General features: G+C 72.3%; 13 protein-coding genes. 6 read left to right on the top strand and 7 right to left on the bottom strand.

The window, feature by feature from the left end:
- The first annotated feature begins 71 nt into the window (after positions 1-71).
- Positions 72-1,052, top strand: a complete 981-nt coding sequence (locus DEI88_RS08095; protein ID WP_111072761.1) for a L,D-transpeptidase family protein — start codon at positions 72-74, stop codon at positions 1,050-1,052.
- Between the two features lie 45 nt (positions 1,053-1,097).
- On the opposite strand, the gene DEI88_RS08090 is transcribed toward DEI88_RS08095, so the two are convergent.
- On the bottom strand, positions 1,098-2,315 hold the full coding sequence (locus DEI88_RS08090; protein WP_111072762.1) for an MFS transporter: 1,218 nt from the start codon (positions 2,313-2,315) through the stop codon (positions 1,098-1,100).
- A 170-nt stretch (positions 2,316-2,485) separates the two neighbouring features.
- Between DEI88_RS08090 and DEI88_RS08085 the strand changes: the two genes are divergently transcribed.
- The 4 genes from DEI88_RS08085 to DEI88_RS08070 all read left to right on the top strand — a co-directional run bounded on the left by DEI88_RS08085 (position 2,486) and on the right by DEI88_RS08070 (position 7,963).
- Positions 2,486-3,487, top strand: coding sequence for an SDR family oxidoreductase (locus tag DEI88_RS08085; RefSeq protein WP_111072763.1), 1,002 nt, complete (start codon positions 2,486-2,488; stop codon positions 3,485-3,487).
- A 146-nt stretch (positions 3,488-3,633) separates the two neighbouring features.
- Positions 3,634-4,464: an oxidoreductase gene (locus DEI88_RS08080; RefSeq protein ID WP_111009332.1), complete on the top strand. Its 831-nt coding sequence runs from the start codon at positions 3,634-3,636 to the stop codon at positions 4,462-4,464.
- A gap of 40 nt (positions 4,465-4,504) precedes the next feature.
- Entirely contained in the window at positions 4,505-5,890 is a 1,386-nt protein-coding gene (locus DEI88_RS08075; RefSeq protein ID WP_111072764.1) for a magnesium chelatase ATPase subunit I, read from the top strand.
- A gap of 6 nt (positions 5,891-5,896) precedes the next feature.
- Entirely contained in the window at positions 5,897-7,963 is a 2,067-nt protein-coding gene (locus DEI88_RS08070) for a vWA domain-containing protein (protein ID WP_111013352.1), read from the top strand.
- On the opposite strand, the gene DEI88_RS08065 is transcribed toward DEI88_RS08070, so the two are convergent.
- Genes DEI88_RS08065 through DEI88_RS08055 form a run of 3 tightly spaced genes read right to left on the bottom strand, consistent with a single transcriptional unit; the run spans position 7,960 to position 10,020 of the window.
- Positions 7,960-8,730 carry an SCO1664 family protein gene (locus DEI88_RS08065; protein WP_111009004.1) on the bottom strand — a complete coding sequence of 257 codons (771 nt, stop codon included), beginning with the start codon at positions 8,728-8,730 and terminating at the stop codon, positions 7,960-7,962. The two genes, DEI88_RS08070 and DEI88_RS08065, sit on opposite strands and share 4 nt — an antisense overlap.
- Positions 8,730-9,269: a DUF3090 domain-containing protein gene (locus DEI88_RS08060; RefSeq protein ID WP_111072765.1), complete on the bottom strand. Its 540-nt coding sequence runs from the start codon at positions 9,267-9,269 to the stop codon at positions 8,730-8,732. Before DEI88_RS08060 ends, DEI88_RS08065 begins: the two co-directional genes overlap by 1 nt.
- Positions 9,270-9,303: 34 nt before the next feature.
- Positions 9,304-10,020, bottom strand: coding sequence for a histidine phosphatase family protein (locus DEI88_RS08055; protein WP_111072766.1), 717 nt, complete (start codon positions 10,018-10,020; stop codon positions 9,304-9,306).
- A 460-nt stretch (positions 10,021-10,480) separates the two neighbouring features.
- On the opposite strand from DEI88_RS08055, the gene DEI88_RS08050 reads away from it, so the two are divergent.
- Positions 10,481-11,971 carry a sugar porter family MFS transporter gene (locus tag DEI88_RS08050; RefSeq protein ID WP_220038191.1) on the top strand — a complete coding sequence of 497 codons (1,491 nt, stop codon included), beginning with the start codon at positions 10,481-10,483 and terminating at the stop codon, positions 11,969-11,971.
- A 40-nt stretch (positions 11,972-12,011) separates the two neighbouring features.
- On the opposite strand, the gene DEI88_RS08045 is transcribed toward DEI88_RS08050, so the two are convergent.
- The 3 genes from DEI88_RS08045 to DEI88_RS08035 all read right to left on the bottom strand — a co-directional run bounded on the left by DEI88_RS08045 (position 12,012) and on the right by DEI88_RS08035 (position 15,356).
- Positions 12,012-12,692 carry a GntR family transcriptional regulator gene (locus DEI88_RS08045; protein WP_111013354.1) on the bottom strand — a complete coding sequence of 227 codons (681 nt, stop codon included), beginning with the start codon at positions 12,690-12,692 and terminating at the stop codon, positions 12,012-12,014.
- A gap of 74 nt (positions 12,693-12,766) precedes the next feature.
- Positions 12,767-14,356, bottom strand: a complete 1,590-nt coding sequence (locus DEI88_RS08040) for an ABC transporter substrate-binding protein (RefSeq protein WP_111072767.1) — start codon at positions 14,354-14,356, stop codon at positions 12,767-12,769.
- Between the two features lie 73 nt (positions 14,357-14,429).
- Positions 14,430-15,356: an ABC transporter permease gene (locus DEI88_RS08035; RefSeq protein WP_111009329.1), complete on the bottom strand. Its 927-nt coding sequence runs from the start codon at positions 15,354-15,356 to the stop codon at positions 14,430-14,432.
- Between the last annotated feature and the right edge of the window lie 2 nt (positions 15,357-15,358).

Genomic DNA, 15,358 nt, shown 5'->3' with positions numbered 1-15,358 from the left:
ACGGGGCACCCGCGGACGACAATGGACCTGGCGCACGAGGGTCGAGGGCCCCTCGTGCCGGAGGGGGAACAGTGGACACGACCGATCACGTCGACGAGCCGGGCGACCAGGCCGACGCGCTGCGGGCCTCCCGGTCGAGGCGGCGGCAGCGTCCGCTGCTCGTCGCGGTGGGCGTCGTCGTCGGGCTCGTCGCGGTCGGCATCGGGGTCGGCGTCACCCACGGTCGTCCGGCCACGCCCGCGACGACCCCCACCGCCGAGGCACGCCGCATCACCCCGACGCCCGCGCCGACACCCACCCTCGCGGCCGTGCCACCGCCGGTCGGTCCCCAGGCGCTCGCGGCGCTGCCGTTGGCGTACTACGACGCCGTCATCCCCGGCCTGCTCGACGGCACCACGGCCCACCCCGCGAACCAGTGGGAGATCGCGACACCGAGGCAGGCGCTCGTGCCGCTCTACGCCAGCCCCGCCGCCAACAGCGCGCCGATCGCAGCGCTCGGCGCCACCGTGCCGACCGTCAACCGGCCAGCGGCCACGGCGGTCTGGGGACGCTCCCCCGGTGCCGACGGCGGGATGGTCCTGGTGTCCACGCCGTCCCGGAAGAGCACCCCTGGCACGAACGGTGTGGCCACCGCCCCGAGCGCGACCTTCGCGTGGGCGCGCGCGGCCGACTTCACCCTGACCCGGACGGACCGGATGATCCGGGTCGACAACGCGACCTCGACGATCGCGATCGTCACCGAGAGCGGTGCGACGGCCACGAGCGAGGCTGCCCGGCTGGGCACACCGACCGATCCGACGCCCGCCGCCACCTCGACGTACATGGAGGCGGACTACGTCGACACGAGGATCGCGTACACCGAGGGCCACCCGATCGCCCTGACCGGGGCGCACTCCGCCCTGCTTCCCGGGTACGGAGGGAACTCCGCCCTGACGGCGCTGCACTACTACCCGGACCCCACGGGCAGCTCCCACGGCTGCGTCCGGATCTCCGCCGCGATGACCGCCGCGCTCGCGACCCTCCCGGTGGGGACGCCGATCCAGTTCACCTGACGGCCGTGCGGGCAGCCGTCGTGCTGGTCGCCAGGGCGGGGAGCCTCAGCCGATGACCCGGCGGCGCCCGGCGAGCAGCCCGAGCCCGGCGAGCGCGACCTCGAGCACGAGCAGCACCACGAGTGCCGGTCGCCAGGAACCGACCGCATCGTGGAGGGCGCTCACGGCGATCGGTCCGGCCGCGGCCAACAGGTACCCGACGGTCTGCGCCATCGCGGACAGCCCCGCTGCCTGTCGGTGGTGCTCGGTGCGGAGGCCGAAGAACGACAGGGCCAGCACGATGCACGCTCCGCCGGACACACCGATGAGGCTGTCCCACACCGCGGCGAGGTGCGGGTCCAGGAGCTGTCCCGCCATCGCCGCCACGAAGAACAGCGGGCTCACCGACGCCAGGATGCGCTGGTCCCGGAACCGCGGCAGCGCGGCGGAGCACAGGAGGCTGCCCGCGATGGCGAACGCGTTGAGGAGGAACTGGTGCGCGCCCGCCGCGGCGGCGCTCACCCCGGCGGTGCGTTCGATCGTCGGCAGCCACGTGATGACGACGTAGTAGCCGACCGACTGGAGGCCCATGAACGCCGTGACCTGCCATCCGAGCGCCGAGCGCCACGGTGACCGGCGGGTCGGGTCCGGGTGCCGGACGTCGTCGAGCGCGACGTCGTCCGCGGCCGGCGGCACGACCGTCCGGGCCCGGAGCTGCGGCGCGAAGACGGCCAGCGCGACGAGCGCGAGACCCGCCCAGAGCCCGAGCGCGAGCCGCCAGCCCGAGCCGTCGGAGCCGGCGACGGGGACCGCGATCCCGGCCGCGACCGCGGCGAACGTCGACTGCACGGCGGAGTAGGCGCCCGTGACCTGCCCGATGCGGTCGGGGAAGTCCCGCTTGACGAGCGCGGGCAGTTCGACGTTCACCACCGCGATCGCGACGCCGAGCAGGACGGTGCCGACCCACAGCAGCGCCGGTCCGGGCACCGAGCGGAGGACGATCCCGACCGCCAGGGCGGCCAAGGACACCCCGAGCGTGCGCTCGATCCCGAGGGCGCGTGCGATCGCGGGCGCGACCGGTGCGACGGCCGCGAACGCGAGCAACGGCAGGCTGATGAGCGCCGATGCCGTCGCCGAGGGAAGGTGCACCGATTGCTGTACGTCGGCCAGCACCGGCCCGACCGACGTGATCCCGGCGCGGAGGTTCGCGGCGACGAGCAGCAGGCCGACCAGGACGAGGCCGGGACGGAGCACCCGTGCGGGCGAGGTGGAGCGGTGGAGCACGGCAGTGACGCTACCCCGCTCCGGCTCTCCGACGTCGGCGGGACCCCTTGCCGTTGCGCCCGGGCCGGACCGCGCCGGGCCCGATCGCCGGACCTGGACCGTGCCTCCCGGCGGGTGCCAGGCTGGGAGCGTGCGCCCGGACCACGGGCGCGGACGCGAAGGAGCGGACGATGACGGGTGCCAGGGTGTTGTTCATCGGCGGGAGCGGCGCGATCAGCGCCTCCTGCACGCGGGAGGCCGTGCGGCAGGGGTTCGACGTGACCGTGCTCAACCGCGGATCGAGCGACCTGCGGGCGATCCCCGACGAGGTCACCCGGCTGACCGCGGACACGGCCGATCGGGAGGCGCTGGAGGCGGCCCTCGGAGACGCGCAGTTCGACGTGGTCGTGAACTGGGTCGTGTTCACGCCGGACCAGGTCCGTCAGGACATCGAGGTGTTCGCGGGACGGACCCGCCAGTACGTCTTCATCAGTTCCGCGTCGGCCTACCAGACGCCGGCGACCCACCTGCCGATCACGGAGTCGACCCCGCTGAAGAACCCGTACTGGGAGTACTCGCGGAACAAGATCGCCTGTGAGGAGCTCCTGCTGCAGGCCTACCGGGACGACGACTTCCCGATGACCATCGTCCGACCCTCGCACACCTACGACGAGACGCTCATCCCGTTCGACGGCGGCTGGACCGTGATCGCCCGGATGCGGGCCGGCAAGCCGGTCGTCGTCCCGGGCGACGGCACCTCGCTCTGGACGATCACCCACAGCCGCGACTTCGCCGTCGGGTTCACGGGCGTCCTCGACCGCGCCGAGGCGATCGGCGAGGCGTTCCACATCACCGGCGACGAGACCCCGACGTGGAACCAGCTCTTCACCGAGGTGGCGGCCGCTGCGGGCGCGCCGGAGCCGCAACTCGTGCACGTGCCGACCGAGGCGATCCTCGCGAACGACCCGGCGTGGGGCGCGGGGGTGATCGGCGACAAGGCGAACACGATGGTGTTCGACAACGCCAAGATCCGGACGCTCGTGCCCGGGTTCACGGCGCGCACGACGTTCCGGCAGGGCGCGCGCGAGATCGTCGCCTGGTACGACGCGCACCCCGAGCGCCAGCAGGTCGACCCCGAGAAGGACGCGCTCGTGGACCGCCTCGCCGAGGCCTACGCGCCGCGGGTCGTGTGAGCGGGGACAACACCGCCCGCCTCCGCCGCGTCGCCGCGTCGGTCGACCCGCACGGAGTCCTCGCGCAGCCGCACTGGGTCCGACCTCGCGGCGGCGCCGGGTCCACCACCACGACCACCATCTCCACCACCACGGAAGGACCCACCATGGCCACCTGGCTCATCACCGGCTGCTCGACCGGACTCGGGCGCTCGTTCGCCGGGGCCGTGCTCGCCCACGGTCACAACGCCGTCGTCACCGCGCGCGACGTGACGAAGGTCGAGGACATCGCCCGCGACCACCCCGACTCCGCGCTCGCGCTCGCGCTCGACGTCACGGACGACGCGCAGGTCACCGCCGCCGTGCGGGCCGCGGAGGACCGGTTCGGCGCCGTCGACGTCCTCGTCAACAACGCCGGGTACGGGTACCGGGCGGCGGTCGAGGAGGGCGAGGAAGGACCCGTCCAGACCCTCTTCGACACCCACGTGTTCGGGACCGTCCGCACGATCAAGGCCGTGCTGCCCGGCATGCGCGGCCGCCGATCCGGCACCATCGTGAACATCTCGTCGATCGGCGCCCGCATCTCCCCCGCCGGATCCGGCTACTACGCCGCGGTCAAGGCGGCGATGGAGGCCCTGACCCTGTCGCTCCGCGCTGAGGTCGCGCCGCTCGGCATCACCGCGATGGTGGTCGAGCCCGGTGGATTCCGGACGGACTTCGCCGGACGCTCGCTGACCCAGTCGGCCGAGCCGATCGCGGACTACGCCGAGACCGCCGGCAGACGCCGGAAGGAACACGACACCGTCCACGGCACGCAGAAGGGCGACCCGGCCAAGGCCGCGGAGGCGCTCATCACCGCCGTCGAGTCGGACGAGCCGCCGTTCATGCTCCTGCTCGGCAACGACGCGTCGGACGGCTTCCGATCCGCCCTCGACGCGCTGCGCGCGGACGCGGACACCTGGGAAGCCGTCAGCCGCAGCACCGACTTCGACGACTGACCGCCCGGCCGCGGAGGGCGGGCGTACCGTTGACGGGGTGATGCGTCCAACGATGACCACCGTCGGCGATCTCCGCGCCTCGGGCCACCAGGCCCGGAGCGTCCGCGCCGAGATCCGTGACAACCTCCTGGCCGCCCTGCGCGCCGGTCGGGATCCCTGGCCCGGCATGCACGGGTTCGAGTCGACGGTTATCCCGCAGCTCGAGCGTGCGCTCATCGCCGGTCACGACGTCGTGCTGCTCGGGGAACGTGGCCAGGGCAAGACGCGCATCCTCCGGACGCTCGCCGGCCTGCTCGACGAGTGGACGCCCGTCATCGCCGGCTCCGAGCTCGGGGAGCACCCGTACGAGCCGATCACGACCGAGAGCGTGCGCCGGGCGGCGGAGCTGGGCGACGCCCTGCCGATCGAGTGGCGGCGCCGGGAGGACCGGTACGTCGAGAAGCTCGCGACGCCCGACACGAGCGTCGCGGACCTGATCGGCGACGTCGATCCGATGAAGGTCGCGGAGGGCCGCAGCCTCGGTGACCCCGAGACGATCCACTTCGGGCTCATCCCCCGCAGCCACCGCGGGATCGTGGCGATCAACGAACTCCCGGACCTCGCCGAGCGGATCCAGGTCGCGATGCTCAACGTCATGGAGGAACGCGACATCCAGATCCGCGGGTACGTGCTCCGCCTGCCGCTCGACGTGCTCGTCGTCGCGAGCGCCAACCCCGAGGACTACACGAACCGCGGGCGCATCATCACCCCGCTCAAGGACCGCTTCGGTGCCGAGATCCGCACCCACTACCCCACCGAGCTCGACGACGAGATCGCGGTCATCCGACAGGAGGCCGAGTTCACCGCCGACGTGCCGGCCGTGCTCGTCGAGATCCTGGCCCGGTTCACCCGCGCGCTCCGCGAGTCGAGCGCGGTCGACCAGCGCAGCGGCGTCAGCGCGCGGTTCGCGATCGCCGGTGCCGAGACCATCGCCGCCGCGGCGGTCCACCGCGCGACACGGCAGGGCGAGGACGAGGCCGTGGCGCGCCCGATCGACCTCGAGACCGCGGTCGACGTGCTCGGCGGCAAGATCGAGTTCGAGTCGGGCGAAGAGGACCGCGCGGACGACGTCCTCGAGCACCTGCTCCGCACGGCGACCGCCGAGACGGTGCGCGCGCACTTCCGAGGCATCGACTTCGGCGTGCTCGTCGACGCGCTCGAACGCGGCGGGATGGTCACCACGGGCGAGCAGGTGACCGCGCGGGACTTCCTGTCCGGCCTGCCGTCACTCGGCGAGTCCGACCTGTACGACCAGGTCGCCGACCGGCTCGGTGCGCACACCGACGGCGAGCGCGCCGGGGCGATCGAACTCGCGCTCGAGGGGCTGTACCTGGCCCGTCGCGTGAGCAAGGAGACCGGCGGGGGCGAAGCAGCGTATGGGATGTGAGGTCGCATGACGGGGACCAACCGGCGGCTCGCCCGCGACGCCCGGTACCGGAAGTACGCCGGCGGCCCGGACCCGCTCGCGCCGCCCGTCGACACCAGCGAGGCCATGGACGCCATCGGTCAGGACGTCATGGCCGGGTACTCACCCGAGCGCGCGATGCGGGAGTTCCTCCGCCGTGGTGGTCGTGACCAGGCCGGGCTCGACGACCTCGCCCGCCGTGTCGCCGAGCGTCGACGCGAACTGACGCGCAAGCACAACCTCGACGGCACGCTCGAGGAGATCCGCGAGCTGCTGGACCAGGCCGTCACGCAGGAGCGCGGCCAGCTGGCGCGTGACGTGGAGATGGACGACGGCGTCCGCGCCCTCGCCCAGATGCAGCTGGACAGCCTCCCGTCCTCCCCCGCCGCGGCGGTGAGCGAGCTCAGCGACTACCGGTGGCAGAGTCCGCAGGCGGCCGCGGCCTACGGGCGGATCAAGGACCTGCTCGGGCGCGAGATGCTCGACCAGCGGTTCGCCGGGATGAAGCAGGCGCTCGAGAACGCCACCGACGCCGACCGGGCCGCGATCAACGACATGCTCACCGACCTGAACGAACTGCTCGACGCGCACGCGCGGGGGGCCGACACGCCGGAGCAGTTCGAGGACTTCATGGCGAAGCACGGGGCGTTCTTCCCCGAGGCGCCGGTGGACATCGACGAACTGCTCGACGCCCTCGCCGCCCGAGCCGCGGCCGCCCAGCGCATGCGGAACTCGATGACCCGGGAGCAGCGGGACGAGCTCGACGCGCTGGCGGCCCAGGCCTTCGGCTCCCCCGACCTGATGCAGTCCCTCGCGCAACTCGACGGGAACCTCCGCGCGCTCCGTCCGGGCGAGGACTGGGGCGGGGGCGAGCGCATGGACGGCGACGAGGGTCTCGGGCTCGGCGACGGGACCGGAGTGTTCCAGGACCTGGCGGACCTCGACCAGCTCGCCGACCAGCTCGCGCAGTCGCACAACGGGTCACAGCTCGACGACCTCGACCTCGACGCGCTCCGGCGGCAGCTCGGTGAGGAGTCCGCGGTCGACGCACGGACGCTGCAGCAGCTCGAGAAGGCCCTCCGCGACACCGGGGCACTCAAGCGCGGACTCGACGGGCAGCTCCGCTTGACACCCAAGGCCATGCGACAGCTCGGCACGGCGCTGCTCCGCGACGTCGCCGAGAAGATGAGCGGCCGCACGGGAGGCCGCGACCTGCGGAGCGCTGGAGCAGCGGGCGAGCGCTCCGGCGCGACGAGGGCCTGGGCGTTCGGGGACACCGAGCCGTGGGACGTCACCCGCACGATGACGAACGCCCTGACGCGCACCGCTGGCGAGGGGCGCGCGATCGGTTCCGGCGTCCGGTTGACGATCGACGACGTCGAGGTGCAGGAGACCGAGGCGCGGACACAGGCGTGCGTGGCGCTCCTCGTCGACACGTCGTTCTCGATGGCGATGGAGGACCGCTGGGTGCCGATGAAGCGCACCGCGCTGGCCCTGCACACGCTCATCACGAGTCGGTTCCGCGGCGACGACCTGCAGCTCATCGGGTTCGGGAGGACCGCCGAGGTCATGGAGATCGAGCAGCTCGTGGGGCTCGACGCGCAGTGGGACAAGGGCACGAACCTGCACCACGCGCTGCTCCTGGCGAACCGGCACTTCCGGAAGCACCCGAACGCGCAACCGGTGCTGCTCGTCGTGACGGACGGCGAGCCGACCTCGCACCTCGAGCCGGGCGGTGAGGTGTACTTCGCCTACCCGCCGGATCCGCTGACGATCGCCCACGCGATCCGCGAACTCGACACGTCGACGCGCCTGGGAGCGCACACGAGCTTCTTCCGTCTCGGCGACGACCCCGGGCTCGCCCGGTTCATCGACGCCATGGCGAAGCGCGCGGGCGGGACCGTCGTCGCACCGGAGGCCGACGACCTCGGGGCCGCGGTGGTCGGGTCCTACCTCGGTTCGAGACGCGGCGGCTTCGGCGCCGCCGGGTTCGACGACGCCTTCGGCGGCGGCTGGGGGCGGGGAGACCAGGGGCGCGGCGGCTGGGACCGCTAGAACAGCGGCCAGGGCAGCGCGGGCATCGGCCCGTGCGGCGCCGGGAAGCGACCACGCGCCGCCAAGCGGGCGCACCGGCCGGCGAACGCCCCGATCTCCTCGGCGCTCAGGTACGCGATGAGCGTCTCGGCGAGGTCGCCCTCGAGCCCGGCGCGGACGCGGTCGAGACCGGCCAGCTCGTCGTCCGTCAGTTCCTCGCCCACCCAGCCCCAGAGCACGGTCCGGAGCTTGTGCTCCTGGTGGAAGGTCAACCCGTGGTCCACCCCGTGGCGATGACCGTCGGGCATCGCGAGGACGTGCGCGCCCTTCCGGTCCGCGTTGTTGACGACGACGTCGAACACGGCCATGCGCCGGAGTGCGACGGAGTCCTCGTGGACGAGGGTCACGGGTCGGCCGGTCTCGTCGTCCCCGTCGAGGACCTCGCGCCAGCCGTCGTCCGGGACCTGGTCCGAGGGGACGAGGTCGACCGGGTCCTGGTCCGGGTCGACGTCCTGCCAGAGCTGCACCATCCCCGCGCCGAGCGGGCCGTCGCGGAGCCACGTGCGCGGGACGACGTCCCATCCGAACGCCTCGGACACCAGGTAGGCCGCGACCTCGCGGTGCGCGAGGTCGCCGTCCGGGAAGTCCCACAGCGGGCGCTCCCCCGACACCGGCTTGTACACGACCGTGGTGTCGCCGATGGTCCCCAGGAAGGTGGCGTTCGAGGCGGTCGTGATGCGCCCGCTGATCTCGAGGTCCGCGGTGAGGAGGTCGGGCCCCTCGGGCATCAGCGCTCGCCGAGCACCGGGCAGACGTGCCCGTCCGGGTCCATGGGGGTGCCGCAGAACGGGCACATCGCTCGACCGGCGCCGACGACCTCGAGCGTGCGCTCGGCGAAGGCACGCGCCGTCCCGACCGGGATGCGCACCACGAGCATCTCGGCGGGTTCGTCGGGGACGTCGTCGTCGTCCGCGGTGTCGATGGGGAACGCCTCGATCACGACCTGCGAGGTCGTCGGGTCCCACCCCAGCGTCATCGCACCGGCTCGGAACTCCGGCTCCACGGGCTGCTCGAGTGGCTCGTTGTCGACGAGCTCGACGGGTGTCCCCGAGGGCACGCTGACGGGGTTGCCCGCCGTCGTCATCAGCTGGTCGAGGATCTCGCCGATCTTCTCGGCGAGGGCAGCGGACTGTTCCTTCTCGAGGGCGACGCTGACGACCCGCGAGCCGGACCGGACCTGCAGGTAGAACGAGCGCGATCCCGGTCGGCCGACGGTGCCGACGACGACGCGATCGGGCCAGTCGAACCCGTGCACGATGGTGGGCATGCGTCCATCCTACGAGCGTCCGGTCGAGCCCCGGTCAGCGAGGGGCGGGGCCGTCGGCCGTCGGTTCCGGATGCCCGGCACCGCCGCCCACCGGGGCGTCCGCGGCGGGTGCCGGCGCGCGCAACCAGGACAGGTCACCCGAGTCCGTGTTCGTGGCGACGACGTCCGGACGGGCGGTGCCGTACCGGATGATCGACACCGACGCCGGCCCGACCGAGATCCGCTGGAAGAGGTCGAGGTGCATGCCGAGGGCGTCCGCGATCACGGACTTGATGACGTCGCCGTGACTCACCGCCGCCCAGACCGCGCCCGGACCGTGCTCGGCCTCGAACCGGGCGTCGTGGCGCCGGATCGCCGCGACGGCGCGTGTCTGCATCGCCGCCATGGACTCGCCGCCCGGGAACACCGCGGCCGACGGTTGCGACTGCACGACCGACCACAGAGCCTCCTTCGCGAGTTCGCCGAGGGCGCGCCCCTGCCAGTCCCCGTAGTCGCACTCCGTGATGCCACGGTCCACCAGGGTGGTCGCTGATCCGGCCTGGAGGTCCGTCACGGCCCGCGCCGTCTGACGGCAGCGCTCGAGGGGGCTGGTGACGACGCCGACGAGCGGCACGACGGCGAGTCGCTCGGCCGTGCGGCGCGCCTGCGACCGTCCGACGTCGTCGAGCGCCACACCCGCCGCCCGCCCCGCCAGGACGCCGGAGGCGTTGGCGGTGGTGCGGCCGTGGCGGACGAGGATGACGGTGGCCATGCGGTCCAGCCTAAGCGGCGCGCCGTGGTCGTGGAGATGCATGCAAGGGCGTGGACCGCGCGATCCGGATGGTCCGGTGGAGGGAGTTGGGCCTCCCGATCGCAGATCGTAGAGTCGTGGAACCGGGCTGTTCAGCAGTCTCGTCGCCACGACGGCCTCCGCGATCCGCGGAACGCTGGCACAGCGAGGCGGTCCGGCAGCGATGAGGTGTCCACAGCCTCGTGAAGGGCTGGTCGCATGACCGCCGTCCGTTCCTTCCTCACCGACTCCGACCGGTTCGCCGGTGTTCCGCGGAACCCCGCACTCCACTGCGCCGAGCAGACCCGAACACGTTCCGGCCGCGGCGACCACACGCGACGGCCCGCCCACTCGGCCTGACGCCGGGCGGCGGCGGCGCGACGCGGCGCCCGGGCCTCCCGGCCGTGACCGCGCTCGGCGGGACCGCCGTACCGTGTGCGCGGTGACGACAGCGACCAAGGGCAGGGGCATCCCCGACGAGATCGACCGCGAGGGCCGGTCCGACGGCGAGGTGGCGTCCGCCACGCGGGGGCACGTCCGGCGCATCGCGCTCATCGCGGCGCTCGGCGGTCTGCTCTACGGCTACGACACCGGTGTGATCTCCGGGACGTTGATCTCGATCGGCAAGGACTTCGGGATCGGCAACGGGGTGAAACAGCTCATCACGGCGGCGATCCTCGCCGGTGCCGTCCTCGGCGCGTTCTGCAGCTCCTGGCTCTCACGTCGCATCGGTCGGCGTCGGACGATCATGATCGTGGCGGCCGTGTTCGTGCTCGGTGTCGTGTTCGCCGGGCTCTCCCCCGGCCCCACGACCCTCGTGCTCAGCCGCCTGTTCCTCGGCCTTGCCGTCGGCGGGTCGACGCAGGTCATCCCGACGTACGTCGCCGAGCTGTCACCGCGGGAGCGGCGCGGGCGGATGGTCACCCTGTTCAGCTGTGCCATCGGCATCGGCATCCTGTCGGCCGCGTTCGTCAACGTCGCGCTCGACGACGTGCTCTCCTGGCGTTGGCTCATCATGCTGTCCGGTGTGCCCGCCATCGTGCTGTTGCTCGGCATGTTCGTGCTCCCCGAGAGCCCCCGTTGGCTCGTGCACGCGGGCCGGGACGACGACGCGGGGACGGTCCTCCGGTGGGTGCGGCGGTCCCCCGCCGACGCGGGTGACGAGCTCGACGACATCCGGTCCGTCGCCGACCGTGAGCAGAACGGAGGCACCGGCGGGGGCGCGGCGTGGTCGCAGCTCCGGGAGCGGTGGGTGCGGCCCGCGCTCGTCGCGGGGGTCGGCGTCGCGATCCTGACGCAGATCACCGGGCTCGAGATGATGATCTACTACACGCCGACGATCCTGACGCAGGCCGGGTTCCCGCATGCGTTCGCACTCTGGGCGAACGTCGGGGTGGGTGCGGTGTACCTGCTCATGACGTTCATCGGCAGTCGGCTCGTGGACCGCATCGGCCGTCGGCGGCTCCCCCTGCTCACGCTCCCGTTCTCGGCGGCGAGCCTGGCGGCGTTCGGGGCGCTGTTCCTGTTCGGGGGCGACCACCTCAACCCGGTGCTCAGTCTCCTGTTCCTGCTCCTGTTCATGTTCTTCCAGTCCGGGGGTCTGCAGGTCATCGGATGGTTGCTCGAATCGGAGCTCTACCCGCTCACCGTCCGACCGGCCGCGACGAGTCTGCAGGCGATGACGCTGTGGGGTTCCGACCTGCTCGTGACCGTCACGGCCCTGACGCTCGTGCTGTGGCTCGGGCTCGGCGGCGCGATGTGGGTCTACGCGGGGCTCAACGTGGTCGCCTGGGTGTTCATCTTCTTCCGCCTGCCCGAGACGAAGAACCGGTCGCTCGAGGACATCGAGCGGTCCCTGCGCGACGGCGTGTTCCTGCCCCGCGTGGGGCGGCGGAAGGCGGCGCCGGAGGCGGAGGGCGCCGCGGCGTCGTGACGCCGGCGCGCTGACCCGCGCGCGGCACGGCCCGCCGCGGTCAGTCGCGTGGGTGGAGCGCGGCGATCGACGGCATCCGGTCACGCTCGATGTGGGAGTACGCCAGCGCCTCCGCCATCCGCTCGTCGCCGCGTTCGATCGCGGCGGCGAGTTCGACGTGGTCGTGGAACGCGTCGTGCACGTCGAGTTCGCTCGTCAGGTAGAACAGCCACTGCACGCGGCCGGAGACCGAGCGCATCGAGGCCTGCATGAGCGTGTTGCCGGTCATCTCCACGATCACCTCGTGGAACCGCGTGCTCGCCGCGGCGATCGCGTACGGGTCCCCGTCGTCGACCACGGCCTGCGAGTGCTCGAGCGCCTCGTGCAGTGCGTCGACGGAGGCACCACCCGCGACGGCGCGGGCGGCGTGGCGGGCCGCTCCGACCTCGAGGACCTCACGGAGGTCGAAGAGGTCGTGGACGAGGCGGGAGGTCCACGTCGCGACGACCGCTCCGCGTCGGGGCGTCGTGACGACGAACCCCTCGGACTCGAGCATCGGGACGGCCTCGCGCAGCGGGACGCGGGAGACCGCGAGCTCGTCGGCGATCCGGACCTCGGGCAGCTTCTGCCCCTGCGGGTACTCGCCGCGGATGATCGCCTCGCGGAGGCGCGCGTGGATCCGCAGTGGGAGCGACGGCGCGGCGGGGACGGTGGCCAGGGCGGCGATCTCGGGAGGGGTCATCAGGTCGATCTTCCTGGAAGCGGTGGACGGGGGGAAGGACCGCGGGCGCCGGCGTGCACCGGCGCCCGCGGACCTCACCCGGCGATGCCGAGCTTGCTGAAGTCCAGCTCGTTCGCGCCGATGTTGTGCGACTTCGCGACGCCGGTCAGCCACTTCTGCGCGACGACCCAGTCCTTGTTGTAGGAGAGGTTGTAGTAGCAGCCGGTCTGGGCGTACTGCTCGGCCGCGGCGACGTACGCGCTGTCGTCGCCGGTCTGCACGGCGTGGTCGAGCTTCTGGTCGACCGCCGGGACGTCGCAGCCGAAGTAGTCGATGCCGCCCGACTTGTCCCAGAAGACGTGGCCCCACATGTACGGGGAGCCGCCGTCCGGCCCGTTGTTGCCGTCGAAGAACGCGTCCGGGCCCGTGGTCGGGTCGTTGATCCACCCGAACACCTGGGACGTCGGGTACGACTTCGCCGTGGCCGTGATGCCGTCGGCCTGGAGCTTCGCCGCCTGGATGTTCGCCATCTGCTGGGCGTTCGTGTTGCCGCTCGCGTAGCCGATGGTCATCGTGGTGCCGGACGGCAGCGTCTTCGCGTACGACTTCATCGCCGAGGGCTCGTACGTGATCGTCTGCTCGTCCTTGCCGCCCGGGATCATGCCCTTGGCGTAGAGGGTCGTCGCCGGCTCGGAGCGGCTGCCGAGCACCTGCTTGACGATCGACTTCTGGTCGATGCTCTCGAGGAACGCGAGTCGGGCCTGTTTGCTGCTGAAGAACGACTTGGTCGGGTTCACGGTGACGAGGGCGGACTGCAGCGTGGGGAGCATGTAGCTGGCGTACTGCTTGCTGTCCTCGTACTTGGACAGGCTCGACGAGGGCAGTGCGGCGACGATCGCGGACACGTCCCCGCGGTCGAACGCGAGCTGCAGCGCCGAGGCGTCCGAGTAGATCGGCAGTTTCACCGTGGTGAACGGCGACTTCGTGCCCCAGTACCCGGCGTAGCGGGACAGGGTCCACGAGGTGCCGGGGTCGGCCGAGCTGATCTCGTACGGACCGGTCCCGACGTCGTGGGTCTGCAGGTAGGTCTGCGCGTCGTCCGATCCGGCGTGCTTCTGCAGCGCGGTGGGCGACTCCATCTTCGGGCCGAACGGCGAGGCGAGGTAGTCCAGGAACGCCGAGTTCGGGGCGTCGAGGGTCACCACGGCGGTCGAGGCGTCCGGCGTCGCGACGCTCTCCACGCCCTGCACCATGTACGCGGCGCCGCCCTTGACGGCGATGCGTCGGTCGAAGGCGACCTTGACCGCCGCCGAGGTGAAGGGGGTGCCGTCGTGGAAGGTGACGCCCTTGCGGAGGTGGAACGTGTAGACGGTGTTGTCGCCGCTCACGGTCCACGACGTCGCCAGGCGGGGCGCGATCTTCACCGAGTCGGTGTCGTCCGCGTACTGCACGAGCCCCTCGTACGTGTTGAGCACGATCGCGAGGCCGTTGTTCGCGTAGTAGATGTCGGGGTCCGGCGGCTGGCCGATGTCGCCGAGCAGACCGACGGTGAGCGTGCCGTTCTCCGGTGCGGCGTTCGGGCTCGAGCCGCCACCTCCGGAACAGGCCGCGAGGGCGAGGAGCGGGACGGCCGCGGCCGCGACCAGCGCGATGCGGGTCCGCCGACGGAGTGAGCTGAGCCTCACGGTGTCTCCTTCATGGGATGGGGTGGTGCGTCTGGGTGGGATGGGGTGGAGCTGGCCGAGGTCGCTCGCGCCGTCAGGCGAGACGCGGGTCCGCAGCGGTCTGGAGGACGTCGGCGACCGTGTTCACGACGACGTAGACCGCGCCGAGCACGAGCGTCACCGCGGCGATGGCCGGGTAGTCGGAGGTCGGGATGCTGTTGGCGAGGTAGTTGCCCATGCCGGGCCAGCTGAACACCTGCTCGACGACGACGTCGCCGGCGAACATGAACCCGAGCTGGAGGCCCGCCATCGCCAGGGCGGGACCGATCGCGTTCCGCACGACGTGCCGGGCGAGCACGGCCCCCTCGCCGAGGCCCTTCGACCGAGCGGTCCGGACGTGGTCGGCCACGAGCGTCGTCTCGAGACCGGCCCGCAGGATGCGCCCGATCGCGAGTGCCGGTGCGATCGCGAGCACGGTCGCGGGCAGGACGAGGTGCGACACCGCGGACCCGACCCCGCCGGTGCCCTGCCCGGAGGCGGGGAGCCAGTCGAGCTGCGCGTAGAACAGGATGATCCCGCCGAGTGCGAGCAGGAACGGCGGTGCGGTCGCCGCGAGGAGCAGCGCTCCCCGGTAGACGCCCGCGAACGGCCAGCGGAGGGCCGCGGAGGCCGCGAACAGCCCGGCCAACACGAGCGCGATCACGAACGCGGCGAGCACGAGCTCGACGGTCGCGGGGAACGCCGATGCGAGGTCGGTGGCGACGGCCCGGTGCGTCCGGTACGACGTCCCGAAGTCACCGTGCAGGGCCCCGGCGATGAACCGCACGAACTGCACCGGCAACGGGTCGTCGAGGCCGAGGCGGTGGCGTTCCGCGTCGACGGCCTGCCGTGACGCGTTCGCGCCGAGTGCCGCGCGGGCCGGGTCGCCGGGCGAGATCTGCTGGAGCAGGAACACGACGGCGCTGAGCACGAGCAGCACGGCCACGAGGGACCCGAGACGACGGAGCAGGAAGCGGATCACGC

The sequence above is a fragment of the Curtobacterium sp. MCBD17_003 genome, assembly GCF_003234885.2.
GTDB lineage: Bacteria > Actinomycetota > Actinomycetes > Actinomycetales > Microbacteriaceae > Curtobacterium.
The sequence above is the reverse complement of the archived record's forward strand: the minus strand, read 5'-3'. Positions and strand labels throughout refer to the sequence as shown.

Coding starts and splice junctions, on each gene's coding strand:
- DEI88_RS08085 (WP_111072763.1), top strand. CDS start 2,486: ATGACGGGTGCCAGGGTGTTGTTCATCGGCGGGAGCGGCGCGATCAGC.
- DEI88_RS08080 (WP_111009332.1), top strand. CDS start 3,634: ATGGCCACCTGGCTCATCACCGGCTGCTCGACCGGACTCGGGCGCTCG.
- DEI88_RS08075 (WP_111072764.1), top strand. CDS start 4,505: ATGCGTCCAACGATGACCACCGTCGGCGATCTCCGCGCCTCGGGCCAC.
- DEI88_RS08070 (WP_111013352.1), top strand. CDS start 5,897: ATGACGGGGACCAACCGGCGGCTCGCCCGCGACGCCCGGTACCGGAAG.
- DEI88_RS08065 (WP_111009004.1), bottom strand. CDS start 8,730: ATGCCCGAGGGGCCCGACCTCCTCACCGCGGACCTCGAGATCAGCGGG.
- DEI88_RS08060 (WP_111072765.1), bottom strand. CDS start 9,269: ATGCCCACCATCGTGCACGGGTTCGACTGGCCCGATCGCGTCGTCGTC.
- DEI88_RS08055 (WP_111072766.1), bottom strand. CDS start 10,020: ATGGCCACCGTCATCCTCGTCCGCCACGGCCGCACCACCGCCAACGCC.
- DEI88_RS08045 (WP_111013354.1), bottom strand. CDS start 12,692: ATGACCCCTCCCGAGATCGCCGCCCTGGCCACCGTCCCCGCCGCGCCG.